We start from the raw sequence: 25,225 nt of genomic DNA, 5'->3' as shown, positions 1-25,225 counted from the left end.
TTTTAGTGCGCAGCTTTTATTTTTTGACCCAGCGCCCATAGATGCCGCAAGGCAACGTAAGCGCAGAAGCGCTGATCGGCAATGTATTTTCACCTGCTTCGATCACGCCGTTTGGATGTTTCTTCATCACGGTAGACGCCAAAATGTTTTCTAATGCGGTCGGCGGGAAACCGGTCGTATAAGCGTTGATCAAAAAGAACAGCGGATCATCGTCAAGGATTTCCATACATGCGGCAACCAGCGGATATAACTGTTCTTCGATCTTCCATACTTCTTTATTGGGACCGCGTCCGTAGCTGGGCGGATCCATGATGATCGCATGATATGTATGACCGCGCCGTTTTTCTCTCGCCACAAATTTTAAGACATCGTCAACGATAAAACGGATCTTTTTGTTTTCCAAATGGGATAACGCCATATTTTCTTTTGCCCACTGCACCATGCCCTTGCTGGCATCGACATGCACGACTTCCGCCGCCCCGGCTGCCGCACAGGCCATACTCGCCCCGCCGGTATAAGCAAACAGGTTCAGGACGCGGATCTCGCGATCGGCGTTTTTGATCTGTTCCATCATAAAATCCCAGTTGCTTGCCTGTTCGGGAAATAAGCCGGTATGCTTAAAACCGGTCGGCGACACCTTAAAACGCAGATCCCGATAGGAAATGACCCAGCTCTCCTTTAACGGCTTTAAGTATTCCCAGTGTCCGCCCCCTTGCTTTGAACGATGATAATGCGCATGGGGATGCTTCCACAGCTTGCTTTCCTCCTGAAGCGGCCATAGGGCGCTGGGATCGGGACGCCGCAGGATCACATCTTTCCAGCGTTCCAGCTTTTCATTGTTTCCGGCATCCAGACATTCATAGTCTTCCCAGTGCAGCGCAATTTGTTTCATCATGGCTCCTCCGTTCTTTCTTTTTTCTCATTGTCTATCATTATAGCATGAGATAACATCATTTCACATAAAAAATGACAGGAAATCAAACGGAACTGTGATAAAATAATAAGAAATAAGTGTATCGGAATGAGAATAACATAGAGAGAACAGGAAGGAGTGAAAGGATGTTGAATCGTTTATTGGATGACTGCTTTTTAAGCGAATTTCAAAGCGAAGTGATCGAGGTGGAGGAAGAGAACGGCCTGTACTGGCATGCTTTGCGGGAAACGATCTTCTTTTATGAGGGCGGCGGCATGAGCAGTGATGAGGGGGTCATCGCCAATCATCCGGTCTTGGCTTTAAGAGAAAAACGCGGTATGCTTTGGCATTTGTTGGATGTGAAACTGAGCGGACAGGTGCATCTGTCGATCAATATGCACGCGCGTTTTCGCAAATGTCAGATCCATACGGCGCAACATCTGATCTCGGCGCTGGTCAATCAGGTTTATCATACCGAGGTCTTGGCGCATCATGTGAGTGATGAACAGAACGATATTGAGTTTAACTTAAAGAGCTTCAGTGAAAAACAGGTCAGTGAATTACAGATCTTATGCAATGGCCTGATTCGCGACGATCTGCCAATCAAGGTGTTTTATCCGACCCATGAAGAAGCGATGAAGCACGCCCCGCTCAAGCGTTTGGCACATGATGATCTGCGCGTCGTCAGCATCGGCAATCTGGATTATAATCCATGCGGCTGTATGCATGTGCCAAGTTTGCGCTATATTCAGTCGATCTATATCATGGGCTATGAAAAGACGACAAACGGCTATAAGATCCTATATCAAGCCGGCGATCAGCTGCTGGAAAACATTGATAAACGCTATACGGTGCTGGATGAAGCGGGAAAAGCGCTGGCCCTGCCGCATCTTTACATTAACAGCGGTATTTATAAGCTGGGCAATGAGGTCAAAGCGCTGAGTGCCGATCTGATCGTTTGGAAGCACAAGTATTATAAACTGGGCGCCGCTGATTTGGCGAAGCGTTTTCCGCATACGATCTTTATGGAGTTTGATGATATTGACGTGAAGTCGCTTTCTCAATATGCGCGCTATATCGTATCGCATTATGAGCGGATCGTCGTGTTTGTGGCAAAGATCTATGACAGTGCGCAGGTCGTGATCGCCGTTTCTTCCACTTTAGAAGAAAAAGCCGATGATTTATATCGCCGCATTGCCCCGGTATTGCATTTGCATGGCGGCGGCAATGAAGTGCTGGCACAGGGCGGCGGCGCTTGGCATAAAAATTTGTTTGAACAGATAAAAATTTTGCTTACAGCAGAATAAATATGCTATACTTATAAAGCGAGAGGAGTTGTCAATGTGAAGAATTTTAGGAAAATGACCCTTGCTTTGTTTGCCTGCCTGCTGTTTACGGTAAGCGGCTGCGGCGGCGAAGACAGTGAAAAAGAAGAAGCCAATAAAAAGGTGAAACTGGTAACCAATGAGATATATGAAGCACCGCAGGATCCAAACAATACGCAGACCGAGCTGTTCAATCAGCTGAGCAAAGCGTTGAAGGACGGAGCGGATGAAGAAAAATGTGCAGAGCTGGTGGCAAAGAATTTTGCCTTTGACTTTCTGACGCTGGCGAATAAGAAAGACGGTACGGATATCGGCGGTCTGACGTATCTGCCGCAGGATTACCGCGAGGAGTTTTCCCTGTATGCGCAGAGCAATTATTACAACAGCTATGCGACGATCGTAAAGCAGTATGATAAAGATTCTCTGCCGCAGATGAAGGAACTCAAAACGGAAAAGATCACGCCTTCTTCACTTTATATCGGTGAAACGAGCGGGGAAGGTTATATCGTATCCTTAACGGCGAAATATGAGAATACCGAACTGTCAAACGATGCGCTGAAGACGTCTATGAGCATTCAGGTCATGAAGAATGCGCAGGGGCGCTTAGAAGTGATCGGATTAGAATAAAAGCTGAGCAATCAGCTTTTTTAGATGGAAAGTGAGGCTAAAAAATGGAAATCGAATTACTGATGGAAGGCGCGCTGGGGAAACTGGAGCCGGAAAGCTTTACCAAGCAACTGCGAGAGCTGGGCGAAAAGGAACAGATCAAAGTGGAGGACTATGGCGATCTGGTGCAACTGCACCTTTGTCCAAATGGGATCATTTCATGTGTGTATGAAAAAGGCTTTGTGAGCTTAACGGCGATCACCAGTTATGCCGGTGCGGGGTTTCATCATGCGGCTTTGAGGCTGATGCAAAAGATACAGGAGGAAAGCGAGATCGATTTTTCTTTGCAGGATTCCAGCAATTATCTCACCCATCAGGATTTTGAATTGCTGGAAGCGCACTTTTATGAATGGCTGGAGGAAATGCGGGAACAGATCATCGGCGCTGCTTTTGATGCACAATTCATGATCGCATGGGATCATCAAAGCTATGAACCGCAGCCAAAGGAAGCACATGTGATCACCCCGCTTGGCTACTTGTCGTATGATGAGATCGCAATGAATGAGGCGCCGGAACTGGCACAGCGTGTATTTGTTTGGAATCAGATCGAAAAAGACGCGTCCTTTTATCGCAATACCGCTTTGGCGCTGTTGTGGAAAGAAGGCTATTTTACTTACGCCAACATGAATGAAACGACCAAACAGATTGCACATGAGATCGTGGATCGCTTTGAGATTGCCTATGAAAAAGACGCGCAGATCGCGATTCCGATGCACGCGTACAGTGAATTGTGTCAGGTGCTGGGCAGAACGCCGCAGATCCATCTGGCGCATAAGCTGGATGAAACAACAGCTTTCGGATACCGCCGCCATCATGTATATTATCCTTTTCACAACTGGCGCATTGCCGCCATAGGTACGTGTGAAAAGCAGGAAGATGCTTTCAGCGATGCGCTGATCTTGATCGGACCTTATGAAAGCGAAAACGCACCGTGGTCATGGATGATGAAAGCAACGCCTGTCCCTTTGCGAAAAGCGGCTTATGAACATGCGCTCGTGATGGATGGGGAAGGCTTGCAGGGCAGTTATCGTTTGATAAAGGAAGTGGATCATCAAGTGTTAGATGCGCAGATCGTGCATGATGAAGAAGCGCTGCAAGTGCAGTTTATCTATCAGGAAGCTGCCTTATTGGAAACAGCGCTAGCACTGTTAAAAAAGATGACTTACATCAAAGAAGAAACGCCAAAGACACAAGCATAAAAAAAGCAGCATGCACGCTCACGCATGTTGCTCTTTTTTTATGGCTGTACCGTTTGTGAAGTATCCGGTGTGCTTGGATCGGTTTCCGTATTTCCTTCATCCGGCTCGCTTGGCGCAGTCGTTTCTTCATTGCCGCCGGTGCTTGGCTCGCTTGGCTGCGTCGGCGTTGTCGGCTCGCTTGGCTCACTAGGAGTCTGGGTCGGCGTATCCGGCAAGATCGTTTCTTCATTTATGACGGCTTCCCATTGTGATGTGTTATCGCCTGCCCATAAGAAGTTATAATCGCTTGATACATAGACCCGATCTTTTTCTAAATTGTTGAGATCAAAAGCGAAGGTCGAAAAATTCATCAGCTCGCAAAGTTCTTGATAACGATCGATCACCGCCTGAATATCATCTTTATTTAACAGATAAACACTGAGCGGAAGCGCGCTTCCCATGCTGGCAGTCGCAAGCATATCCGAATAGCCGTTGTTCAAAGAGATCGAGGAGAACGTCCACTCCTGCGGATGATCCAACTGATAAGAAATGAAGTTGGTTACTTGTTCGATCGGCATATTGGTCGCACAAAGGCGAGTCGCAATATCCATCAGCTTTTCGATCTTACCGACGTTGCCGATATGCAGCATACGTTTGACGATTGCTTGGAATACGCGCTGCTGTGCCTGGTTGCGCGATAGATCCTGATCGACATAGCTGTGGCGATGACGGGCATAGGCAAGTGCCTCACGGCCGTCGATCCGTTGTTCGCCCTTGCTTAGACAGATCAAATCTTCCTGTGCAAAGCTGCGGTTTTCATCCTGTTCACAGAAATCAAGCGGAATATCGATGTCAATGCCGTCCAGTGCATCGACGATCTCGATAACGGAGCTGAAATTGAGCTTCAAATAGAAATCTACATCAATACCGAACAACTGTTCGATCGCCGTTACCGTATTTTCACTGCCGGAAGAACCGGTATGCGTCAATTTGTCATTGCGGTTGCCCAGTGCCGGATTCGGCACAAAGCTGTCGCGCGGAATGGAGATCATTTCCACGTGTGCCGCAAGCGGATTCACGATCAGCAACATATTGACATCACTGTTGTTATCCGTGTTGATATCGCCGGTTCCTTCATTTCCGGTAATAAAGATCGTAAAGGTTTCATAGCGGATATCCTTTTCACTGCCGTTTGCGGTAATGGTTTTCTTTTTCTTATAGGTCTGAATGATGCCGGTATCGCTCTTTACCGCAGCAATGCTTTGCCCCAGCGTCTGATAAGCGGCGTCGGTAATGACGATCGCATCGCACTTTTCATTCAGCAGATCGCTGATCATCGTACTGTAATCCAGTTTTTCCTCAAATGTCACATCTTTGGCTTTCTTGGATGCAGTGATCTTCTTTTTTACATATTCACCGTATTCTTTGTCGTTGCCATCTTGGATTAGCACCTTTTTATCGCTGAGATCGGCAATCGCATCAATTCCGCTGTCATTTCGCACAACGACATGGATATTGGTGTAGCCGATGGTTTCCGCTGCGGTGATCTTGCGGGTAGAAGATTCCACATTGCCGATCGTTACTGCCGCAAATGTCAAACCGATGCACAGCAGCACGATAAGCACGCGTTTGATCCACTGGATCCACTCTTTGACTTTCGCAAAGATCATCAGGATAAAGATCAAAGCAAGCAAGACCAAGATCAAAATGATCATGTATAAGTATTTATCCGGCAGAAAGCGGAACGCATAAAGCCGATATACCAAATAGGATCCCGCTGCCACAAACAAAACCGCCAGCAGCGCATCCCAGAATTTTCGAGATTTTAATAATTTCATCAATATCACCTCAATATCAGTATTATACACGATAATAGGGCAAGATAACTAATAAAATTGTAAAAAGAATGAAAAAGAAAAGATCGGAAACAGACAGCACTGACAGATGAAATGATTGAAATAACCGCTTTCCATCGTTTGCGCTTAGATAAAGAGTAAGAAAAATGCACTTCACGATCTAATAAAAAAGCCCCTGTAACAGAGGCTTTTTCAAAAGTAACATCAATGTGGATACTGCGCATCGACATCATATACGACGCCGTTGTTTTTTAATTTCTCATAAGTCTTGCCATGCAGATCATCTAAATCAAAGCTGAAATCGGAAAGCTTTTGTGGATCGATAAAGGAATCGATCGCTTCTCTTACTTCCGCCACATCTTCTTTTGAGAACAAATAAACATCTAACGGTCCCAGATCCGGCGCCGACGCATTGATCCTGCTGTCGAAAGTGCGGTCGCTGATCGTAAGCGAAGAAATCGTCCAAGCTTCTCCGTCTTCCAGTTCACTGGCCGCAAAAGCAGAAATCTCATCGCCGCTGAAGTTCGTCATGACATAATCGCTGACATTGCCAAGCAGCGTATCCACTTTGGTGATGCCGGATGGCGATAGGATCTTCTTTACGATTCCCTTGACGATATCGACCTGCGCTTTATTTCTGGAAAGGTCCTGATCGACATAGCTGTCGCGGTGGCGGGCGTAGGCCAAGGCCTGTTTGCCGTTTAATTCCTGAGGACCGGCATTCAGACAGATCAGATCTTCCTGTGCAAAGCTGCGGTTTTCATCCTGTTCACAGAATGTGATCTGGACATCGACGTTAATACCGTCTAACGTATCGACGATTTCGATCAACGATGAAAAATTGATCTTCACATAGTAATCGATATCGACCTGAAACAGATTTTCGATCGTCTGCAATGTATTCTCCACGCCATACATGCCCGTATGCGTTAATTTATCATTGCCATATTCCAAAGCCGGATTTGGCAGATAAGAGTCACGTGGAATATTGATCATCTTCATCTCATTGGTGATCGGATTGACCAGCATCAGGATATTGACATCGCTGTGCAGATCGGTGTTGAGTTCGCCTGCTTCATCCATACCGCTGACGAATACGACAAACGGCTTTTCGGTAATGTCGATATTGCCGCTGGAGGTATGTTCTTTGGTATAGGTGATTTCGCTTAAAATGCGTACGGAAGCAGACAGGTTCTCGTTTTTGCGGGTCAAATAGTTGTACTGTGACTGCGGTACGATGATCGCATCGCACTGTGCTGCCAACAGCGCTTCACTCATATCCAGATAGCTTTCATTTTTCTCATAGCGAATATTCGCCACTTCTTTATTTAACGCTTCCTGTACTTTTTTGCCGATATCCGCATCGGTGCCGTCATGATAAAGCACGCTCTTTTGCGAAAGCTCGCTCTGTTTTTGAATATCACTGTCCGCTTTTACCAGTACATAGGCGATTTCCGTCGTCGTGGAATTGCCGATCTGGTAAATGCTGTCCTTTAAGCGCCATACAAACAATGTGCCGACACTGGTGGCGATCGCAATCAAAAGCAGTAAAAATCGTTTTACGACGCTGATCCAGCGTTTGGTGCGCACGATGCTTAAAAAAGCTAAGATCAATAATACAAACGATAGGCCCAGCATGATCAACATGACCCATTTCGTCGGGATCACCTTAAATGAAAACAAGGAATATAGAAAGGCAGCGCTAGTCAAAACCGCAATGATCGCGATCAATACATCAAAAGAAGAACCGCGTTTCAGCTTGACCGGTCTGCCGGATGTCCTTTTTCTTTGTTTCAAGTTTTATCACCTCGTTTTCTAATTATAATACAGATTGAAATAATAAGGAAGAAAAAAACAGACAGAAAATCTTAATTTTACTGAAGTATATGGCATATGCGCAAGCATAGCTGCCTTGAAATTTCGCTGTACTGTCTTTATAATGAAATAGAATGAAAAGGGGAAATCATCGGTATAACAAAAAAGAGGAGGGACGCACATGGCGCAGGAAAATCAAATGAAAAAAGCGATCTATGACGCACTTTGTATAGAACTGGGAATCCAACCCATTCAAGTATTGAAAGAGGGAAACAGAGAAACGCTGAAAGGCTTTACCGCACAAGGGCTGGCAGATCATTTTCAAGTAAGCCGTAATCTGATTTCTCATTATCTCAACCAACTGTTTGCACAGGATCTCGTCTTTAAGATCGACAGCAGACCGGTTTACTACTTTCCCAGAAAGGCATTCCTTGAACAGTTCCATTTAGAAGCGCTTAGCCGAAGCTATACAAGCCTTTTAGAACTGATGGAAGAAATCACCCTTGCGGAAGGAAGATCCGCTTCTTTCTCTTTGATGATCGGCGCAAATGAAAGTCTGAGCTATTGCATCGAGCAGTGCAAAGCGGCTATCAGTTATCCGGGGCAGGGGTTGCCGATTTTATTGAATGGACCGACGGGAACCGGAAAATCCATGTTGGCGAGCTGTATGTATGAATATGCGAAAGAAACAGGACGCATTCAGCCAGACGCCCGTTTTGTAACGGTAAACTGCGCCGAGTATGCCAATAATCCGGAACTGTTGCTCACCAATTTATTCGGCTATAAAAAAGGTGCTTACACCGGGGCGGATAAAGATCGTCAAGGGCTTATTGCGGCTGCTGAGGGCGGTGTATTATTTTTAGATGAAGTGCATGCCCTGAAGCCGGAGAGCCAAGAAAAGATCTTTCTGTTCATGGATAAAGGCATTTATCATATGGTGGGCGATAATGATACTTGGTATGAGGGCAGTGTGCGCATGATCTTTGCGACGACCGAGGATCCCAAGACCTGTTTATTGAAAACGATGCTGAGGCGCATTCCGATCACGGTCAAACTGCCTTCTTTGAAGCAGCGTTCCCGTGCCGAGAAAAAAGAACTGATCGCTTATCTGTTCAAGCGTGAAGCCAAGGCGATCCATCAGTCGATCCGTATTTCCAAGCTGGCTTATCAGGTCATGGAATCAGTGGACTATTTAGGCAATGTCGGAGAACTGAAAAACTATGTCAAAGCCAGTGTGGCAAAAGCGCTGCTGCATCGCGGCGATACACAGGACGTGGAGATCCATATTTATGATCTGCCTAGTGAACTTCTGGATATGCAGCGGCGGGAAGTGCCGCAGGCGCAGTTTGACGATCATACGATGATCGATCTGGAAGTGATGGAAGATGAAAAGCGAAACAGCCAGCTGTATCAGTTCAATCTTTCGGTCCTGCGCAGCTTCTCTACCTTTCCAAACAAAGAAAGCAATTTTCCCGCATTCGCGTATTCCATGCACGAGCGCATCGAACAATACATTGATGATCTATATTACAGTGAAGAAGAAAAGGATTCTCCCAACAGTAAATTCGTCTATAACCTGCTAAGCAATATCTTTCAGATCATCGCTTCCAAATATCATTTGGAGAAGGTATCCAACAATGAAACGATCATTTTATCAAGACTGATCATGGATTATCTCAATCATGCAACGGTCAGAAAAGCCTTCAGCCATACGCTGAATCAAGAACTGAATCAGTGCTTAGAGCTGATCAAGACTTATTATCCGCTTGATTACAGCGTAGCGGTGGATGTCGCGGCGCTGATCGAAGACGCCTTGCATTTACATATCGGCAGGATCGGACAGATCAATGTATTTTTATTCTTCCATTATTTTGATCGAGATATGAAAAAGGCGGCGATCCCCGGCATTATCATCGCACATGGCTACAACATCGCCAGCAGCATTGCGGAAGTTGTCAATCAGCTCCTGAATCGAAAAGTATTCGATGCGATCGATATGCCGATCGAAAGTGATTTTACTTTGGTCGTTTCCCGTCTGCGTGAATATCTATTGCAGAAAGAGGGCTGCCGTGAATTCATCGTCATGGTCGATATGGGATCGTTAGAAGATATATATGCTTATTTAGAAAATGTATCGAATGTCGATCTGGGCATCATCAACAATGTATCGACCAAACTGGCACTGGATATCGGTTCCATGATCTTAGATGGCAATTCGATCGATCAGATCTTGGAAGAAGCCAGTATCCGCAACCAACACCGTTATAAGATCATCTCTAACCGCAAGAAACAAAATACGATCTTGACCGTATGTGAAACCGGCATCGGCACGGCTGAAAAGATCGCTTCTTTGATCGAGCAGTCGCTGCCGCAGGCAGTGGACATCAAGATCATTCCTTATGACTACGCGTCCCTTTCTACGATTGGTATCCATGATCCGATCTTTCAAAAATGCAATGTCATCGGCATCGTCGGAACAAAAGATCCGCAGATCGGCATCTGCTTCATCTCGATCGAAGAACTGCTGGAACAAAAGCATTTGGATACGATCTTGGCGATCTTTGCACCGTATTTAGATGAAAAGCAGATTACGGTGTTCAATGAAAACATGATCAAGTATTTCTCTATGGATCATCTGCTTGGCTATCTCACGATCTTGGATACGGAAAAGATCATGGACAGTGTACAGGATATTATCGCAAAACTACAAAAGGGCTTGCAGATCGTCTTCCCTGCTGGAGTCGTCATGGGATTGTATGTGCATATCGCCTGTCTGATCGAGCGTTTGATCATCGACAAGCAGGCTGTCTATTATGAGGATGTGGATAAATTCACTGCCGCGCATCCGGATTTCATCAAACTGGTCAAAACGATTTTTGCGGATGTAGAGCGCATCTACAATGTGGAAATTCCGGTCAATGAGATCGCTTATATCTATGCGTATATTTATCATCGTCCTGTTAAAAGTGTCAATAGAAACGAAAATAGTGTCAATGACTTTGAAAATCTGTAAATTCTGTTATTTGTCACATGGAAAAAAATAAACTGATAAAACCGTTGTTTTATGTAGTTGAAAGCAGCGTGCCGACTGAAATGAGAAAAGTTGGCACGCTTTTTGCTTATAGATAAGTGAAGCGAATCAGTGGCAAAGGAGGGATGGAAGTTGCGAAAGGTCATACTGGCATCGCATGGCTCTTTGGCAGAAGGAATGTTCAGTGCCGCACAGATGATCATCGGCGACTGTTCGGATATAGATGTATATGGATTAGATTGCTATGGACAGCCGCAGGTAATTTACCAGCATATCAAAAAACAAGTTGATACGCATGAAAACTGGGAATTTGTCATATTATGCGATATCAACGGCGGAAGCGTACACAACCAGTTGATGCAGCTGATGGATCATGAAAATGTCTATCTAGTAACGGGAATGACGCTTTCTATGGTGCTGGAGCTGAAACTGAGCAGTGAAGATGCAAAGGTGCGCCCGCTGCTTAACAAGGTGGTGAACAGTGCGAAGGAAAATACGCTGATCTTTGATCACGATAGTGTTGTTTCAGAAATTGCGAAAGGATTGGAGGATGACTGTTTATGGTAGAACTATTGCGAGTAGATGATCGACTGCTCCATGGGCAGGTGGCGACGACATGGACCAACGCGGTCGGTCCGGAGGCGATCTTGATCGCCAATGACGAGGCTGCCACCAATGAAATGAGCAAGCTGGCCTTAAAGATGGCAAAGCCGGCAGGGGTGAAATTGGCAATCAAAACGATTGAGGACGCGATTGCTTTGTTGAATAATCCGAAAGCGAAAGGGATCAAGATCTTTGTGATCACCAGAACGATCGAAGACGCTGAAAAACTGGTTGCACATACCAATCAGATCGACAAAGTCAATGTCGGCGGCGTGAAGAAAAAGGAAGGAGGAAAGATGGTAGCGGCAGGAATCTATTTGACGGAAGAAGAAATCGCGATTTTACGCCGTATGCGCAAGAAAGTTACAGAACTGGAACTGCGTATGGTTCCAAGTGAATCGAAGCACAACATTGATAAAATTTTAGGTTAAGGAGGAAATGATTTATGACTGAGGCTATTTTAGTCGGGATTACCGTTTTTGTATTAGAGTTTATCGAAACATGGTTCTCGTACCCGATGACGACCAGACCATTAGTGGTCGGTACGGCAATCGGTATCGTACTGGGTGATGTGACGACCGGAGTAACGGTTGGGGCATCGTTGGAACTGGTATTTATGGGGGTCATGGCAATCGGAGGTACCGTACCGCCGGATGCTTGTTCAGGTACTGCCGTAGGAACGGCTTATGCGATCATCTTAGGGCAGGGAGTAGAGACGGCGTTCGCCCTTGCAGTACCGGCTTCCATGCTTTGTCAAATGCTGTTTGTACCGCTGGTTGCACTTCGTTCTTTATGGAGCCCATTGATCGACAAATGGGTAGAGAACGGAAACTGGAAAGGTTTGCAGCGTATCGTACCGGTTGTATCAGGCACGATGTATGTGTTCAAAGGACTTGTTTGCGGTGCTGCGGTCGCTTTGGGATCCAGCGCGATGGAAGGCATCATCAATGATATTCCACAGGTATTATTAGATGGTATGGGTAATGCGTCAGGCATGCTGGCGGCAGTCGGATTCGGCTTATTGTTAAAGATGATGTGGACCAAGAAATTAGCTGTCTATTATTTCTTAGGTTTCATCATGGCGGCTTACTGCGGCATGCCGTTAATGGCGATCGCGATTACCGGAATTATCTTGGTCATCATCCTGTATTTTGAAGGAGAAATGGCAAAGCGTAAAAATACGGTAGCATTGGCAACAGCTGATGACAGTGAGGAGGAATTGTTCAATGATTAAGGATAAATTAAATTTGACGCAAGAAGAAAGCAAGATGTGTTTCCAGATCGCTTTGCGTTCACATACGATGAGCGCACCGTATAACTGGGAAAAAATGCAGGCGCTGTCGTTTCTTTATACGATGATTCCGGTCATCAACCGTTTCTATGATAAGAAAGAAGACCGCATCGAGGGTTATAAACGGCATTGGGAACTGTTTAATACGACGCCGACCGTATCCGGTTTTATTACCGGTCTGGCGGCTTCTATGGAAAAACAGGGAGCGGAAGATGCGAATTTCGATAAAGCGTCGATCAATGCGGTCAAAGCGTCGCTCATGGGACCGTTTGCCGGTATCGGTGATTCGATCTTTCAAAGCACATGGCGTGTCATTACGATGGGTATCGGATTATCTTTGGCTGCGAATGGCAGTATCTTAGGACCGATCATGTTCTTGGTATTATATAATGCACTGGCGATCCCGGTACGTTTCATGGGTCCTTATATCGGTTATGGATTAGGTTCAAAATTCATGTCGCAGGCAGAAGAAAGCGGCATCATGAGCTTTGTTACCAAAGCTGCCAGCATTGTCGGTTTGATGACCGTAGGAGCAATGACGGCTACGATGGTATCTATGAAGATCGCATATGTATTTGAGATGAACGGCGCAACCCAAAGCATTCAGGATATGATCGACACGATCTTCCCATGTCTGCTTCCGCTGCTGCTGACCCTTGGCTGCTTCAAGCTGCTGAATAAGAATGTCAAACCGACAGTCTTGATCTTTACGATCATGATCTTGGCGATCTTATTGACTTATGTCGGTATCTTATAAAATGTCTGAAAGTAAATAAAATCTCTCTATGCGGTGATAGGCATCTGCGCTTATCACCACTGATGAAATAAGCAAACCCAAATGATGAAGATGAGAAAATGATAATGACAAAGCAATGAAGGAGGAGTTATGTTAACGTTAATGGATATGATCGAGCGGGTACCTTCCGTGATCGAAGCAATCTTGGAAAACCGCAAAGAAGCGACAAAAGAGATGATGGCATATATTGCCCCGCGTCTACAGGAAATTGATGAGATCGTATTGGTGGGATCGGGTACGAGCAATACATGTTCGCAGACATCACGTGAAGTTGTGGAAGAAGTGAGCGGCATCAGCACAACAGCGATCTTGCCAAATGTATTTCTGGCAAAGAAAGCCTATAATCCTAACGCGCTCTATCTTTTTACTTCTCAGTCCGGCACTTCCACACTGACGCAGGAAGCGCAGAAAAAGATGAAAGAAGCAGGCAATCTAGTTGTTGCCATGAGCGAAGCCAATACGACCCCACTGGCAAAGGAAAGCGGTGCGCATGTCGATATGGGATGTGGCAATGAGGAGTTTGGACAGCGTACGATCGGCTATTGCGCTTCGATCCTGACGCAGATCATGATCGGCATGGAAATCGGCCTGGCAAGAGGTTATTTAAGTGAAGAAGCGTATGAAAGTTATTTGGCGGATGCGCGTCGTGTGCCGGCCAGCCATAAGGCGATCTGTGAAAAAACGATGAAATGGTTTGACGACAATAAATGGAAACTCATGAATGTAGAAAGCTTTGCTTTATACGGTGCCGGTCCTTTGTGGGGCGTTGCTCAGGAAGGCGCGTTAAAGATCTTGGAAATCGCAAAGCGGTTCTTATGTGTCGGTTATGAAATGGATGATGGCATGCATGGACCGACGATGGGCTTTACGAAGAAAATGGGCATTATCATCTTAAATGACGGACGAAATGAAGGAATCGCAAACGGTTTGGCAAACTATGTGAAAAAAGAAGTCGGTGACTGCTTTGTGATCGGACAAAATACGATAGATGCGCGTGATCTTCCTTTTGATGCGGTAGGCGGCGTGTTCAGATGTTTGGAGTATGCGCCGGTCGTAGAAATTCTGGCGCATCGTTTGGCGGCAGATTACGGCATCGTGACGAAAGAATGGAAACTACAGGATCCGCTTCCGGAGGCGAAGTATTTTAATACACACGACGAAGAATGAGCAAAAGGGAAGCGATCGCTTCCTTTTTCAAAAGAAGGCAGGTGAAGGGAATGGGAAAAAAGCAGTTTTATCGAAGCATGATGGTGATCGCAATGCCGATCGCATTGCAGAATCTCATCACGGTCGGCGTATCAATGATGGATACGCTGATGCTGGGCTCGCTTGGAGAAGCGGCGCTGTCCGCCTCGGCTTTGGCCAATCAGCTGTTTTTTATCTTTACGCTGGTGATTTATGGAACTGCCGGAGGAACCAATGTGCTGGTGGCACAGTTTTGGGGCAGGAAAGATCGAGAAAGCATCCGCAGAACACTGGCTTATACGTATCGGATCGTTCTATTGTTCGCTTTTATCATGGTCGCGCTTTCTTTGTTTGCGCCGCGCATGGTCATGCACATCTTTACAAACGATCCGGAAGTAATCGCGCTGGGAGCAGATTATTTGCGCATCGTCAGTGTTTCCTATCTCTTTTTCGGCATTGCGACGATCAGCGGCAATGTGCTGCGGGCTGTGCGAACGGTGCGGATCGGACTGATCGCTTCGCTGGTGTCACTGTCTGTCAATATCGTTTTGAACTGGATCTTGATCTTCGGTAATCTGGGCATGCCCGAAATGGGAGTCAGCGGTGCGGCCTTAGCGACGACGATCGCCCGTATTTGCGAATGTATCACCGTTTTGGTTTACATGAAATATTTTGAGAAAAAGATCATGTTGAAAATACGCGATCTGCTTCATTTAGATCGTTCTTTACGCAGGCGGTTCATACAAAACAGCGTGCCGGTCATCTGCAATGAAATGCTGTGGTCGCTTGGCTTCTCGCTGCTTACGGTCATCATCGGCCATATGGGAACGGCAGTAACGGCTGCCTACAGCATTTACAATGTCGTATCGCAGCTTTCTTCGGTCATGTCGCAGGGGATTGCGGCAGCGGCGGCAGTCATCGTCGGCAACACGATCGGTGCGGGGAAGCAGGGACAGTTAAAGGAAGTGATCGCCCGTTTACAAAAAGCGGCGGTCGGGGTCGGTCTGTTTGCGTTCACATTTGTATTTTTAAGCCGTTATAGTATGCCTTTTCTTTATGACATCAGTGCGGAGAGCATGGGCTATTTAATGGATATTTTGTTGATCGGTGCATTTTTGGAAGGACTTCGTCCCAACGCATTTGTCAATATGATCGGGATCTTGCGCGGCGGTGGCGACGCTAAATTTGTCTTGATCAATGATATTCTCTTCCTTTGGACGATCTGTATTCCGCTTGGCTATCTCTGTGCCTTTGTTTGGAACTTGCCGGTTTGGTTTACTTTTCTGGTGCTGCGCTTTGATGATGTGATCAAGTTGGGAACGAGCACGATACGCATCATGCAAGGCCGTTGGATAAAAGATGTGACCAGGGAAGAAAAAACGATAAATGAAACGGAGGTATCTATATGAAAGAAGCATATCGTTGTTTATTTGAACCGATCAAGATCAATCAACTAACCTTGCAGAATCGAGTAATTGCGGCTCCTACCTCACCTTTTTCGATCGACAAGATCGCTTGTAAGGCGGGATTGATCGTAATGGGAAGCGGCGGGATCAATGTGAAAGGAGCATGGTGGGATACGCCTTATCTGTTTTCAAAGTATGAACGGGAAAAGACGCGCCATACGCTGAATCAATTAAAAGCGGGCGGTTCCAGAGTTTCACTGGAATTGATACACATGGGGCTTTATAACCGCGGAGCAGAAACGGTAGGACCTTGCGACGGCGTCAATGATGAGGGGACACGGATTCGCGCGCTCACGGAAACGGAACTGGCGGAACTTGCCGAAAAATTCGCAGAAGCGGCGTTAGATGCCAAACAGTTCGGCTTTGATATGGTCATGCTTCATTTTGCGCATGGGTGGCTGCCCGCACAGTTTTTATCGCCGGCTTGGAACAAACGCACGGATCATTATGGCGGCGTTTTGGAAAACCGCATGCGTTTCCCGCTTATGATCTTAAAGCAGGTACGAAAAGCGGTCGGTCCCGATTTCCCGATCGATCTGCGAATCAGCGCGGTGGAATGGATCGAAGAGGGCATCACTTTTGCGGATACGAAGCAGTTTTTAACAGAGGCGCAGAAGTATGTAGATATGATCAATTTGTCTGCGGGCACGGATATGAATAAACAAGGCTGTATTCATATGGCGACGACTCCTTTTGCGCCGCATAATGTCAATGCGCATTATGCACGGGAATTAAAACAGACGCTTGCTATTCCGATCGCGGTGGTCGGCGGGATTTTAGAGGCAGATGACGCGGCGGCGATCTTAACGAAGGGACAGGCTGATCTGGTTACGATCGGACGCGCATTGATTGCCGATCCTAAATGGCTGCGCAAGATTATGGAAGGAAAAGAAGAGGACATCGTTCCTTGTTTAAGATGCAGTTATTGTTTACACTGGACCACGGATCGCATCAATGTCGGATGCAGCGTCAATCCACGCTATCTGAATGAAGATCTGCTTCCGGAAACGATCGTTCCCGCTGCGGTTTCTAAGAAAGTGGTTATCATCGGCGGCGGTATCAGCGGCATGCGATCAGCGATCACCTGCGCAGCCAGAGGGCATCAGGTCATCCTTTATGAGAAAGAAAAAGACTTGGGCGGAGTTTTGCGCTTTTGCGATCATGTGGAAGATAAAACCGAATTGCGTCGATACCGCGATTATTTGATCCATCAGATCAAACAGTTGCCGATCATACTTAAATTGGGAGAGATGCCGAGCCGTGAAAGCTTGCTTGCCATGGAACCGCAGGCGCTTTTGATCGCGGTAGGGGCAGTTTCTATTATCCCTCGGTTAGAGGGGAAAGCATATGCGATAAAGGCGCTTGACGCTTATGAGCAGATTGATTCGTTATCGGATAAAATCGTCATCATCGGCGGCGGCAGCATCGGTTGTGAATTGGCGCTTACACTGGCAAAGAAAGGACGCCATGTTACGATCTTAGAGGCGGGAAGTGTTTTACATCGTCAGGATAATCGCGCTTATGATCTTGCGATAGAGGAACAGTTGGCAAAGTATAAACAATCCATTTCCATATACAAAGAAGTCGATTGCAGCGAAATTACGGCGGAAGGCGTATGGAGCAAAGACGGTATATTTTATGAAGGACAGGTAATTTTAGCCTGCGGCATGAAACCGAATAAAGAAATGGCAGAGCGTTATCAGGGAATCTGCGCCGATACTTATCTGCTCGGCGATTGTCGAAAAGTCGGAAAGGTCAAAGATACGAGTGCGGACGGCACCTTTTTGCCATACTATCTTTAATTGATAAGGAGGGATCAGATGAAAAAACTGTACCATCGCATAAAAGACCCGCTCGGATTACATGCACGTCCCGCTGCTAAGCTGGCAGAATTAGCAAGAAGCTATGCTTGCAGAATCACGATTCATTCAGAAGATCGATCGGCAGTGGCAACCCGGATCGTCGATGTGATCGAACTGGGCATACGCCACGGTGAGCAGATCTGCATCATCGTCAACGGCGAACAGGAAGAAACAGCCTGTCAGGCATTGATCGATTTTTGTCAAAAGTATTTATAGAGGGATGCTTATGTATCGAATCGTGATATTTGACTGTGACGGCACGCTGATGGATTGCAGCAAGATGATCACCCATCTTTATGAGGGCTATCATAAACTGTATCCAGATCGCAAAGCCCTGCCATATGAACACTTTATTCCCTGCTATTATATGAGTGATCGGGAAACGCGTGCATACCTGCACATACCGCCCGAAGAGCAAGCCTTGTTTCAACAGGTCTGTTTTGGGGAAGCAGATGACTTTATGTCAGATATCGTTGCTTTTGATGGAATCTTGGAGGTCATGCGTACCCTGCATGCCTATGGGATCCGTTTGGGCATCAATACCTCTCGCAATCGGGAAGGGTTTACTTTGGCCAAGCAGCAGTTACAGGATGTGTATGATCTTTTGGAGGAGGATCTGATTGCCACAAATGATCGCATCGCGCATACGAAACCGGCGCCGGATTCTTTATGGTTCATTCAAAAACAGGCGCACTGTGATGTAAGTGAGATCTTATTTGTCGGTGATTCTATCAATGACGCACTGTGCGCAAAAGCGGCAGGCTGTGCTTTTGCTTTCGCCAAATGGGGCGCTGTCAGCGATCAGCCGGTTCCTTGTGATTTTATCTTACAACAGCCGGATGATCTGTTGCAGGTGGTAATGAGAAAAATAAAAGTGTAAAACGGTTGTCAGGGAAAAACGAACGTCTTGAAAAAAAGGGTATAGAGAATGTTTACGTCTCATTTTGGGCATAAAAACATCGTAAAACAGCGGTTCTGTTACGATCTTTCATCATTTGCTTGACCCGTCTTGAAAAAACTGATACAATCCATTCATTCTGTGATATACTGATGAAGAAATGGAGGGTGTGTATGGACAGCAAACTGAAACCGAAAGACCAGTTTTATGATGTCATGACAGTCATTGGCGGTACATTGATCTTCGCGATCGGCGTCAATCTGTTTATCATGCCGCTTGGCTTTTACAATGGCGGCGTTCTTGGAGCTGCGCAGATCATTCGTACCTTGCTGCAGCGTGTCGGCATGACGTTCGGTGGGATGGATATTTCCGGTGTTTTGAACTTTTTGATCAATTTACCGCTGCTGTTCATGGCCTATAAGGTAATCAGCCACCGTTTTTTCTGGAAGACCGTCGTTTCGCTGTTTTTTACAACCGTATTCTTATCGGCGATCAGTGTTCCCAAAACGGCACTGGTCGATGATGTACTGGCGAGCTGTCTGTTTGGCGGGATCATATCGGGGGTTGGCCTCGGCTTAACGCTGAGAGCCGGCGGAAGCAGCGGCGGCGCGGATATTTTAGGGGTTTATCTCGCGTCAAAGTATTCTGATTTCAGCGTCGGAAAAATGTCTCTGCTTTTGAATCTTTGCATCTATATTCTATGCGCAGTGCTGTTTGAACTGCCGACCGCACTTTATTCCGTGCTGTATTCGGCGGTAACGACTTTTGTCTTGGATCGCATTCACTATCAGAACATCAATATGTCCGCCATGGTCTTTACAAAGGATGAGCGGGTCTATAAAGCGATCATGGAAGGCTTGAGCCGAGGCGTTACGTATTGGAAAGGAAACGGCGCATATACAGAGAAGGGAACGTATATCGTGATCGTGGTCGTTTCTAAATATGAAGTCAGCCGATTGAAGAAGATCATTTATGAAATTGATGAGAATGCGTTTGTGATCTTCCATGAGGGCATGAGCGTCAGCGGTAATTTTCAGAAGCGATTATCATGATCGTATGAAACAAAGGAATTGTAAGGATAAGATCCCACTAACGCAGTGATACAAAAAGGTGTCTGTGTCGGTGGGATTTTATATGGAAAAATGATGCGCATTGATACAGCGGAAACTTTTCGGTGTATGATCAATTTATGCGGATATATGATAAAAATTATAATAAAAATTAAAGTTTTTTCGGATTATCAGTAAAAACTATTGTTATTTTATAAGTTTTTGGTTATACTCTGATTAAGAAATAGGGAGATGATAAGATGATCATAAGACCATATTATATGAAACGATTAAAAACGTATCGTGACGTTCCCTTAGTAAAAATTCTTTCGGGCATTCGTCGCTGCGGCAAGTCCACCATTTTAGAAATGTTGCGTAATGACTTATTGGAAAGCGGTATTGCCGCAGATCATATTATCAGTATGCGTTATACCGCAGAAGATTTTGACGCGGGAATGAGCGATAAAGAAATGTATGACGGTATCAAAAAACAGATGAATAAAGAAGGGCGGTATTATCTGCTTCTTGATGAAGTGCAGGAAGTGAGCGGCTGGGAAAAAGCGATCAACAGCTTGCTTGAAGATGAAAACGTCGATCTTTATGTAACCGGCTCTAATTCTAAACTGATGGCAAGTGAAATTTCAACTTATCTCACAGGCAGATATATTTCCATTCCGGTTTATACGCTGTCCTTTGCTGAATATTTGGCATTTAAGAAAGAAAGCAGTCTTTCGATAAGAGAACACTTATCTGATTATATTCGTATGGGCGGCTTTCCGATCGTTGCGATCGGTGATTTCGATGAAGGCTCTGCTTATCAGATCGTAGAAGGGATCTATCATTCTGTCATTACAAGCGATATTACAAAACGGCATGCGATTACGAATTATGATCTGTTTAATCGGGTCGTTCTCTACATTGTTGAAAATGTCGGTAAAACTTTTTCTGCCAATGCGATCGTGAAGTTTTTGAAGAGTGAAGGCCGTTCTTTGTCTGTTGAAGCTGTGTATAACTATTTGGAGTGGCTGGAAAAAGCGTTTATCATCTATCGCTGTCGTCGCTACGATTTACAGGGAAAATCAGTTTTGAAAACACAAGAGAAATTTTATCTTGCCGATTCATCGCTGAAATACTGCATCATGGGATTCAATCCGAAATCACTTGCGGCAATGCTTGAAAATATCGTCTATTTTGAGCTGCGCCGAAAAGGCTATGATGTCTATATCGGCAAGCATGGTACAAAGGAAATTGATTTTGTTGCAGTGCGGCGTGATGAACGGATCTATGTGCAAGTGTGCCGGCAATTGCCGGAAGAATCTGATCGGGAAATTGCCAATCTTCTTGCAATAAAGGATCATTATCCAAAATATGTTGTTACCTTAGATGAATTTGCGGCGGGAAATAGCAATGGGATCAAAATCGTGTATTTGGCAGATTTTCTCCTATGTGAACAATATTGAGGAAACAAGATATAAAATAAAACCTTCTATGAACAGTACTTTCTTTTCTGTGCATAGAAGGTTTTTATCAGCGGTCATTTCCGGTGCATTTGTCGTAAATGATCTTTAAGCCTTTGAATGTCAGATCCGGATCATAGAGATCGATCAGATCGGTTTCTTTATAGAGGATTCGTCCCAAACCGCCGGTCGCTACGACTTTCATATCGGTCTTGAGCGCGCGCTTAAATTCTTTGATGATATATTCTACCTGTCCGATGTAGCCGTAGATCAAGCCGGCCTGCATGGAAGAAACGGTATTTTTACATAAGATCGAACGCGGCTTCTTGATTTCGATTTCCTGCAGCTTGGCAGCTTGGGTCCAAAGCGCCTGTGCACTGATCTCAATGCCGGGTGCGATCACACCGTATTGAAAGGTCGTATCAGCCGCAATGTAGTCATATGTGGTAGCAGTACCGAAATCAATGACAAGCACCGGTCCCCCATAAGTATAATAAGCGCCTGCCGCATCGACGATTCGATCGGCGCCAAGCGTGCGCGGAGAGTCTGTTTGTACGGAAATGCCGGTACGAATGCCCGGTCCGATGATGATCGGTTCTTTTTTCAGATATTTGCGTACACCGTTATTAAAGGAGTGCATGATCTTAGGAACGACGCTGGCGATGATCACATCGTCGATTTCGTCGATCGTAACCTGATTCGCAGATAAAAAGGACAGGATCGAAGAGCCGAATTCATCGCTGGTACGCTTCAATTTAGTGGTTAAGCGGAAACTGCCGAGCAGCGTATCGCCGTCATAGATCCCTAAGGTAATATTGGTATTTCCGATATCAACTACTACTAACATTTCTAATTCCTCATTTCTTATGGTACAGCGCAATCAAACGCTCCCAGATTTCATAGGCCAATGCCGATTTATCCATGATCGGCAGTTCTTCACTCTGTGTTTCACTTATGATCGTAACGATATTGGTATCACACTGAAAACCGGCGCCGCTTGTTTTCAAACTGTTGGCAACTAACAGATCACAGTGTTTCTTTTTGAATTTGTCGGTCGCATGCGCTAACAGATCCTGTGTTTCCATCGCAAATCCGCATAAGACGCATTTGGCGGAAACATGTTCGCCCAGCCATGCGAGAATATCCGGATTTTTGGTTAATTCTAAAGTCAAAACAGCATCGTTCTTTTTGATTTTTTCAGCTGCAATGGAAGAACAGCGGTAATCGCCGACCGCCGCCGCCATGATGATAAAATCAGCATCCGCATAAGTATCTTTTACGGCGGTGAACAGTTCCTGTGCACTGGTAATGGCGACATCGTCTGCCCCATATACCGCAGGCAGATTGATCGGTCCGTGGATGTAAGTTACCGATGCGCCTAGACGCTTTGCGGCAACTGCCAAAGCATGTCCCATTTTCCCGGACGAATGATTGGTGATATAGCGAACCGGATCGATCGCTTCCTGTGTCGGCCCGCCGGTAATGACGACCTTTTTGCCTTGCAGCGGTTTTTCCGTCTGTAAAGCGTCTTCGATCGCCTCCATCAAGATCGAAAGATCAGCGAGTTTCCCGCTTCCATGATCCCCGCATGCCAGAAAGCCGTTTGCGGCATCGACTACGTGATAGCCATAAGATCGACAAAGCGCCAGATTGTTTTGGGTAATCGGATTTTCATACATATTGGTATTCATTGCCGGAGCGATGATCTTAGGACAGGTTGCCGCTAAAAAAGTCGTCGTCAACATATCATCCGCAATTCCATGTACGATTTTCGCAATGACGTTGGCAGTCGCCGGTACGATCATAAAGACATCTGCTTTTTTGGCTAGTGAAATGTGTTTGGTGCTGCGCACGACATGCGAATCGAACATATCGACGCAAACATTATGATTGGTCAAAGCCTCAAAGCTTAACGGCTTTACAAATTCACATGCGTGCGGGGTCATGATGACCTCGACATCATAGCCTTTTTTGATCAGATCACTTGTTAATTGAACGCTTTTGAAAGCCGCAATACCGCCGCTTATGCCAAGCAGGACCGTTTTCTTTTCCATTTGTTTTACCTCGCTGTCTTCAGTGTTGTTAAGCGTTTGTATGAAAGTATTTGCGTGTCATAGGCGCCAGCGCTTTGCAGATCACACAGACCATGACTGCCGCTGCGATTGCCTCGATCACGCCGTTATAAGTAACGATGCCCATGATTGCGCCGAGCAGCAGATCGTAGCTCATATCAAGCGCCGCCGCATAATCCGGACCGAAAAATAAATAGATGCCGCCCATTACTAAGACCGTATTTGTCATTGAGCCGGCAAATCCGCAGATTACCGTTGCGATGGAATCATTGGTGCGTAAATTTTTCAAGAAACGATACAGCAGGGCGCTGACGACTCCGATCATGATACGCGGTACGATGGCAATGAGCAAGGAGTAGAAATTGCCGCTGACTGCTCCGATGCTGTAAAAAGGAGTAAAGACGAATGAAGTAGGCACCGGGTTGATCGTGGCGTTGATCACCGAACAGATCCCGAATACCGCCCCAATCAGACTGCCGCCTTTTACGCCTAATACGATTCCCGCAATGATAACGGGAATGTGCATCGTCGTGATCTTGATGGCGCTTAGAGGAATAAAGCCAAGCGGCGTAAACATCAGCACCAGCTCGATCGCGACAAACAGGGCATAAAACGCCATTGTCGTTGTTTGTTTTTGTTTCATAACTTACCTCCGCTGCTACTCATAGAAGATGTAGCGCATATAAAAATGCCGTATTTTAAGCACAGACAGATACTTACTGTTCATCGTCCTCACGATTATTCTGCCCTAATCAGGAAAGGAGAACGTTCTCGGAATCAGTAGTTGTGAAAAAAATATTTTTTGGCTTATACATTATATACCTTTTTAGAAAAGAGTACAATAGCAATTAAGACTGTTAAAAAGAGCCTTTTCTGCCTTGTTTTGAAGCTGCTGATCTTTTACTATGCCGCATCTTTGGGTAATGGATGCATACCTGTTCTATCAATACCAGTCAATAAAAAAACATCATGGGAATCAAGCATACACAAAGCGTTTTTCCAATGATGTCTATGATCATAATTCGTAATAAAAAGAAATGACAGACAAAGCATAAAAGGCAGCGGTCTCCGCCCGTAGAATTCTTCCTCCCAGCGATACACAGGCAAAATCATGTTGCCGCAGCAGTTCCACTTCTTCCTTGGCAAAACCGCCTTCCGCACCGATCACGATCAGCACATGCGAAGGTTTTTTGTGCTGCGCCAATAATGATGCAAGATGCTGCCCTTCCAGATCCGCGTCTTCATAGGCAATCAACTTTAAGGCATTCGGCTGCGTCCATTTTGTAAGTTCCGCAAAAGGAATCGGCGCATGTACTTTCACAAGAGCAGAGCGCTTGCACTGTTCACATGCTTCCTTTGCGATCTTGTTCCAGCGGGTCAGTTTTTTATCCTGCTTTTCCGCTTTGTTTTTTACGACACAGCGACTGCTGGTAAAAGGTATGATCTGTTCCACTCCTAACTCACATGCCTTTTGGATCAGCAGATCCCATTTATCACCTTTGATCAATCCCATTGCCAAAGTGATGGGAACCGCTGTCTTGGTCTTATCTTCGATCCTTTCATAAGGCAGTGCATAAACCGCACCGTTTTCAAAATGCAGGCGGGCATAGCACAGCTGTCTTTCATCACATAAGCGAATGATGTCGTTTTCCTTCATGCGCAGCACATGTGAAATATGATGAAACGCCTCGTCATCCATTTGGATCGGCTGATCTAATACAATGTGCTCTTTTACAAAATACTGCTGCATAACAAGCTCCTT

General features: G+C 45.7%; 22 protein-coding genes. 15 read left to right on the top strand and 7 right to left on the bottom strand.

The window, feature by feature from the left end; translation table 11 throughout:
• Positions 1-16: 16 nt before the first annotated feature.
• A complete protein-coding gene (locus C1712_RS06235; RefSeq protein WP_102267774.1) occupies positions 17-892 on the bottom strand; it encodes a class I SAM-dependent methyltransferase in 876 nt (291 codons plus the stop codon).
• Between the two features lie 167 nt (positions 893-1,059).
• On the opposite strand from C1712_RS06235, the gene C1712_RS06230 reads away from it, so the two are divergent.
• Genes C1712_RS06230 through C1712_RS06220 form a run of 3 tightly spaced genes read left to right on the top strand, consistent with a single transcriptional unit; the run spans position 1,060 to position 4,103 of the window.
• A complete protein-coding gene (locus C1712_RS06230) occupies positions 1,060-2,220 on the top strand; it encodes an alanyl-tRNA editing protein (RefSeq protein ID WP_102267772.1) in 1,161 nt (386 codons plus the stop codon).
• A 36-nt stretch (positions 2,221-2,256) separates the two neighbouring features.
• Positions 2,257-2,865, top strand: coding sequence for a hypothetical protein (locus C1712_RS06225; RefSeq protein WP_146003318.1), 609 nt, complete (start codon positions 2,257-2,259; stop codon positions 2,863-2,865).
• A gap of 44 nt (positions 2,866-2,909) precedes the next feature.
• Complete coding sequence (locus tag C1712_RS06220; RefSeq protein WP_102267768.1) at positions 2,910-4,103, top strand: hypothetical protein; 1,194 nt, start codon at positions 2,910-2,912, stop codon at positions 4,101-4,103.
• Between the two features lie 38 nt (positions 4,104-4,141).
• Here the strand turns inward: C1712_RS06220 and C1712_RS06215 are convergent, their stop codons facing one another.
• The gene (locus C1712_RS06215; protein ID WP_102267766.1) at positions 4,142-5,920 is read right to left on the bottom strand and encodes an LCP family glycopolymer transferase; all 1,779 of its coding nucleotides are present in this window, start codon (positions 5,918-5,920) and stop codon (positions 4,142-4,144) included.
• Positions 5,921-6,142: 222 nt separating this feature from the next.
• Complete coding sequence (locus C1712_RS06210; protein WP_102267764.1) at positions 6,143-7,735, bottom strand: LCP family glycopolymer transferase; 1,593 nt, start codon at positions 7,733-7,735, stop codon at positions 6,143-6,145.
• A gap of 199 nt (positions 7,736-7,934) precedes the next feature.
• Here C1712_RS06210 and C1712_RS06205 point away from each other — a divergent pair, with 199 nt between their 5' ends.
• From C1712_RS06205 to C1712_RS06150, 12 genes are all read left to right on the top strand, one after another.
• The gene (locus C1712_RS06205; RefSeq protein ID WP_102267762.1) at positions 7,935-10,766 is read left to right on the top strand and encodes a sigma 54-interacting transcriptional regulator; all 2,832 of its coding nucleotides are present in this window, start codon (positions 7,935-7,937) and stop codon (positions 10,764-10,766) included.
• A 150-nt stretch (positions 10,767-10,916) separates the two neighbouring features.
• Positions 10,917-11,351: a PTS sugar transporter subunit IIA gene (locus C1712_RS06200; RefSeq protein WP_102267760.1), complete on the top strand. Its 435-nt coding sequence runs from the start codon at positions 10,917-10,919 to the stop codon at positions 11,349-11,351.
• Positions 11,345-11,818 (top strand): PTS sugar transporter subunit IIB, encoded by a 474-nt coding sequence (locus C1712_RS06195; protein WP_102267758.1) that lies wholly within the window; start codon positions 11,345-11,347, stop codon positions 11,816-11,818. Before C1712_RS06200 ends, C1712_RS06195 begins: the two co-directional genes overlap by 7 nt.
• Before the next feature lie 14 nt (positions 11,819-11,832).
• Positions 11,833-12,621, top strand: a complete 789-nt coding sequence (locus C1712_RS06190) for a PTS mannose/fructose/sorbose/N-acetylgalactosamine transporter subunit IIC (protein ID WP_102267757.1) — start codon at positions 11,833-11,835, stop codon at positions 12,619-12,621.
• Entirely contained in the window at positions 12,614-13,435 is an 822-nt protein-coding gene (locus tag C1712_RS06185) for a PTS system mannose/fructose/sorbose family transporter subunit IID (RefSeq protein WP_102267755.1), read from the top strand. Before C1712_RS06190 ends, C1712_RS06185 begins: the two co-directional genes overlap by 8 nt.
• Positions 13,436-13,564: 129 nt before the next feature.
• Entirely contained in the window at positions 13,565-14,641 is a 1,077-nt protein-coding gene (locus tag C1712_RS06180; RefSeq protein ID WP_102267753.1) for an SIS domain-containing protein, read from the top strand.
• A complete protein-coding gene (locus C1712_RS06175; RefSeq protein WP_102267751.1) occupies positions 14,638-16,068 on the top strand; it encodes an MATE family efflux transporter in 1,431 nt (476 codons plus the stop codon). The genes C1712_RS06180 and C1712_RS06175 overlap by 4 nt, the downstream gene beginning before the upstream one ends.
• Positions 16,065-17,927 (top strand): oxidoreductase, encoded by a 1,863-nt coding sequence (locus C1712_RS06170; protein WP_102267749.1) that lies wholly within the window; start codon positions 16,065-16,067, stop codon positions 17,925-17,927. Before C1712_RS06175 ends, C1712_RS06170 begins: the two co-directional genes overlap by 4 nt.
• An 18-nt stretch (positions 17,928-17,945) precedes the next feature.
• Positions 17,946-18,203: an HPr family phosphocarrier protein gene (locus C1712_RS06165; protein ID WP_102267747.1), complete on the top strand. Its 258-nt coding sequence runs from the start codon at positions 17,946-17,948 to the stop codon at positions 18,201-18,203.
• A 10-nt stretch (positions 18,204-18,213) separates the two neighbouring features.
• Positions 18,214-18,867 (top strand): HAD family hydrolase, encoded by a 654-nt coding sequence (locus C1712_RS06160; RefSeq protein ID WP_102267746.1) that lies wholly within the window; start codon positions 18,214-18,216, stop codon positions 18,865-18,867.
• A gap of 191 nt (positions 18,868-19,058) precedes the next feature.
• On the top strand, positions 19,059-19,937 hold the full coding sequence (locus tag C1712_RS06155; RefSeq protein WP_102267744.1) for a YitT family protein: 879 nt from the start codon (positions 19,059-19,061) through the stop codon (positions 19,935-19,937).
• Between the two features lie 278 nt (positions 19,938-20,215).
• Positions 20,216-21,394 carry an ATP-binding protein gene (locus C1712_RS06150; protein ID WP_245858078.1) on the top strand — a complete coding sequence of 393 codons (1,179 nt, stop codon included), beginning with the start codon at positions 20,216-20,218 and terminating at the stop codon, positions 21,392-21,394.
• Positions 21,395-21,461: 67 nt separating this feature from the next.
• Here C1712_RS06150 and C1712_RS06145 read toward each other — a convergent pair whose 3' ends face one another.
• The 4 genes from C1712_RS06145 to C1712_RS06130 all read right to left on the bottom strand — a co-directional run bounded on the left by C1712_RS06145 (position 21,462) and on the right by C1712_RS06130 (position 25,213).
• Positions 21,462-22,238, bottom strand: a complete 777-nt coding sequence (locus C1712_RS06145) for a type III pantothenate kinase (RefSeq protein WP_102267740.1) — start codon at positions 22,236-22,238, stop codon at positions 21,462-21,464.
• 10 nt (positions 22,239-22,248) lie between these two features.
• The gene (coaBC, locus tag C1712_RS06140) at positions 22,249-23,445 is read right to left on the bottom strand and encodes a bifunctional phosphopantothenoylcysteine decarboxylase/phosphopantothenate--cysteine ligase CoaBC (protein ID WP_102267738.1); all 1,197 of its coding nucleotides are present in this window, start codon (positions 23,443-23,445) and stop codon (positions 22,249-22,251) included.
• Between the two features lie 28 nt (positions 23,446-23,473).
• Positions 23,474-24,106 carry an ECF transporter S component gene (locus C1712_RS06135; protein ID WP_102267736.1) on the bottom strand — a complete coding sequence of 211 codons (633 nt, stop codon included), beginning with the start codon at positions 24,104-24,106 and terminating at the stop codon, positions 23,474-23,476.
• A gap of 372 nt (positions 24,107-24,478) precedes the next feature.
• Positions 24,479-25,213, bottom strand: coding sequence for an RsmE family RNA methyltransferase (locus C1712_RS06130; protein WP_102267734.1), 735 nt, complete (start codon positions 25,211-25,213; stop codon positions 24,479-24,481).
• Positions 25,214-25,225 lie beyond the last annotated feature (12 nt).

It is taken from the genome of Massilicoli timonensis (assembly GCF_900199515.1).
Lineage (GTDB): Bacteria > Bacillota_I > Bacilli_A > Erysipelotrichales > Erysipelotrichaceae > Massilicoli > Massilicoli timonensis.
Note: the sequence above shows the minus strand (reverse complement) of the source record. Positions and strands in the feature narration are given on the sequence as shown.

Bases quoted from the DNA above. Each gene is read 5' to 3' on its own strand.
- C1712_RS06190 (WP_102267757.1), top strand. From the start codon at position 11,833: ATGACTGAGGCTATTTTAGTCGGGATTACCGTTTTTGTATTAGAGTTT.
- C1712_RS06195 (WP_102267758.1), top strand. From the start codon at position 11,345: ATGGTAGAACTATTGCGAGTAGATGATCGACTGCTCCATGGGCAGGTG.
- C1712_RS06165 (WP_102267747.1), top strand. From the start codon at position 17,946: ATGAAAAAACTGTACCATCGCATAAAAGACCCGCTCGGATTACATGCA.
- C1712_RS06160 (WP_102267746.1), top strand. From the start codon at position 18,214: ATGTATCGAATCGTGATATTTGACTGTGACGGCACGCTGATGGATTGC.
- C1712_RS06230 (WP_102267772.1), top strand. From the start codon at position 1,060: ATGTTGAATCGTTTATTGGATGACTGCTTTTTAAGCGAATTTCAAAGC.
- C1712_RS06205 (WP_102267762.1), top strand. From the start codon at position 7,935: ATGGCGCAGGAAAATCAAATGAAAAAAGCGATCTATGACGCACTTTGT.
- C1712_RS06155 (WP_102267744.1), top strand. From the start codon at position 19,059: ATGGACAGCAAACTGAAACCGAAAGACCAGTTTTATGATGTCATGACA.
- C1712_RS06135 (WP_102267736.1), bottom strand. From the start codon at position 24,106: ATGAAACAAAAACAAACAACGACAATGGCGTTTTATGCCCTGTTTGTC.
- C1712_RS06220 (WP_102267768.1), top strand. From the start codon at position 2,910: ATGGAAATCGAATTACTGATGGAAGGCGCGCTGGGGAAACTGGAGCCG.
- C1712_RS06170 (WP_102267749.1), top strand. From the start codon at position 16,065: ATGAAAGAAGCATATCGTTGTTTATTTGAACCGATCAAGATCAATCAA.
- C1712_RS06185 (WP_102267755.1), top strand. From the start codon at position 12,614: ATGATTAAGGATAAATTAAATTTGACGCAAGAAGAAAGCAAGATGTGT.
- C1712_RS06235 (WP_102267774.1), bottom strand. From the start codon at position 892: ATGAAACAAATTGCGCTGCACTGGGAAGACTATGAATGTCTGGATGCC.
- C1712_RS06215 (WP_102267766.1), bottom strand. From the start codon at position 5,920: ATGAAATTATTAAAATCTCGAAAATTCTGGGATGCGCTGCTGGCGGTT.
- C1712_RS06145 (WP_102267740.1), bottom strand. From the start codon at position 22,238: ATGTTAGTAGTAGTTGATATCGGAAATACCAATATTACCTTAGGGATC.
- C1712_RS06130 (WP_102267734.1), bottom strand. From the start codon at position 25,213: ATGCAGCAGTATTTTGTAAAAGAGCACATTGTATTAGATCAGCCGATC.
- coaBC (WP_102267738.1), bottom strand. From the start codon at position 23,445: ATGGAAAAGAAAACGGTCCTGCTTGGCATAAGCGGCGGTATTGCGGCT.
- C1712_RS06180 (WP_102267753.1), top strand. From the start codon at position 13,565: ATGTTAACGTTAATGGATATGATCGAGCGGGTACCTTCCGTGATCGAA.
- C1712_RS06150 (WP_245858078.1), top strand. From the start codon at position 20,216: ATGAAACGATTAAAAACGTATCGTGACGTTCCCTTAGTAAAAATTCTT.
- C1712_RS06175 (WP_102267751.1), top strand. From the start codon at position 14,638: ATGAGCAAAAGGGAAGCGATCGCTTCCTTTTTCAAAAGAAGGCAGGTG.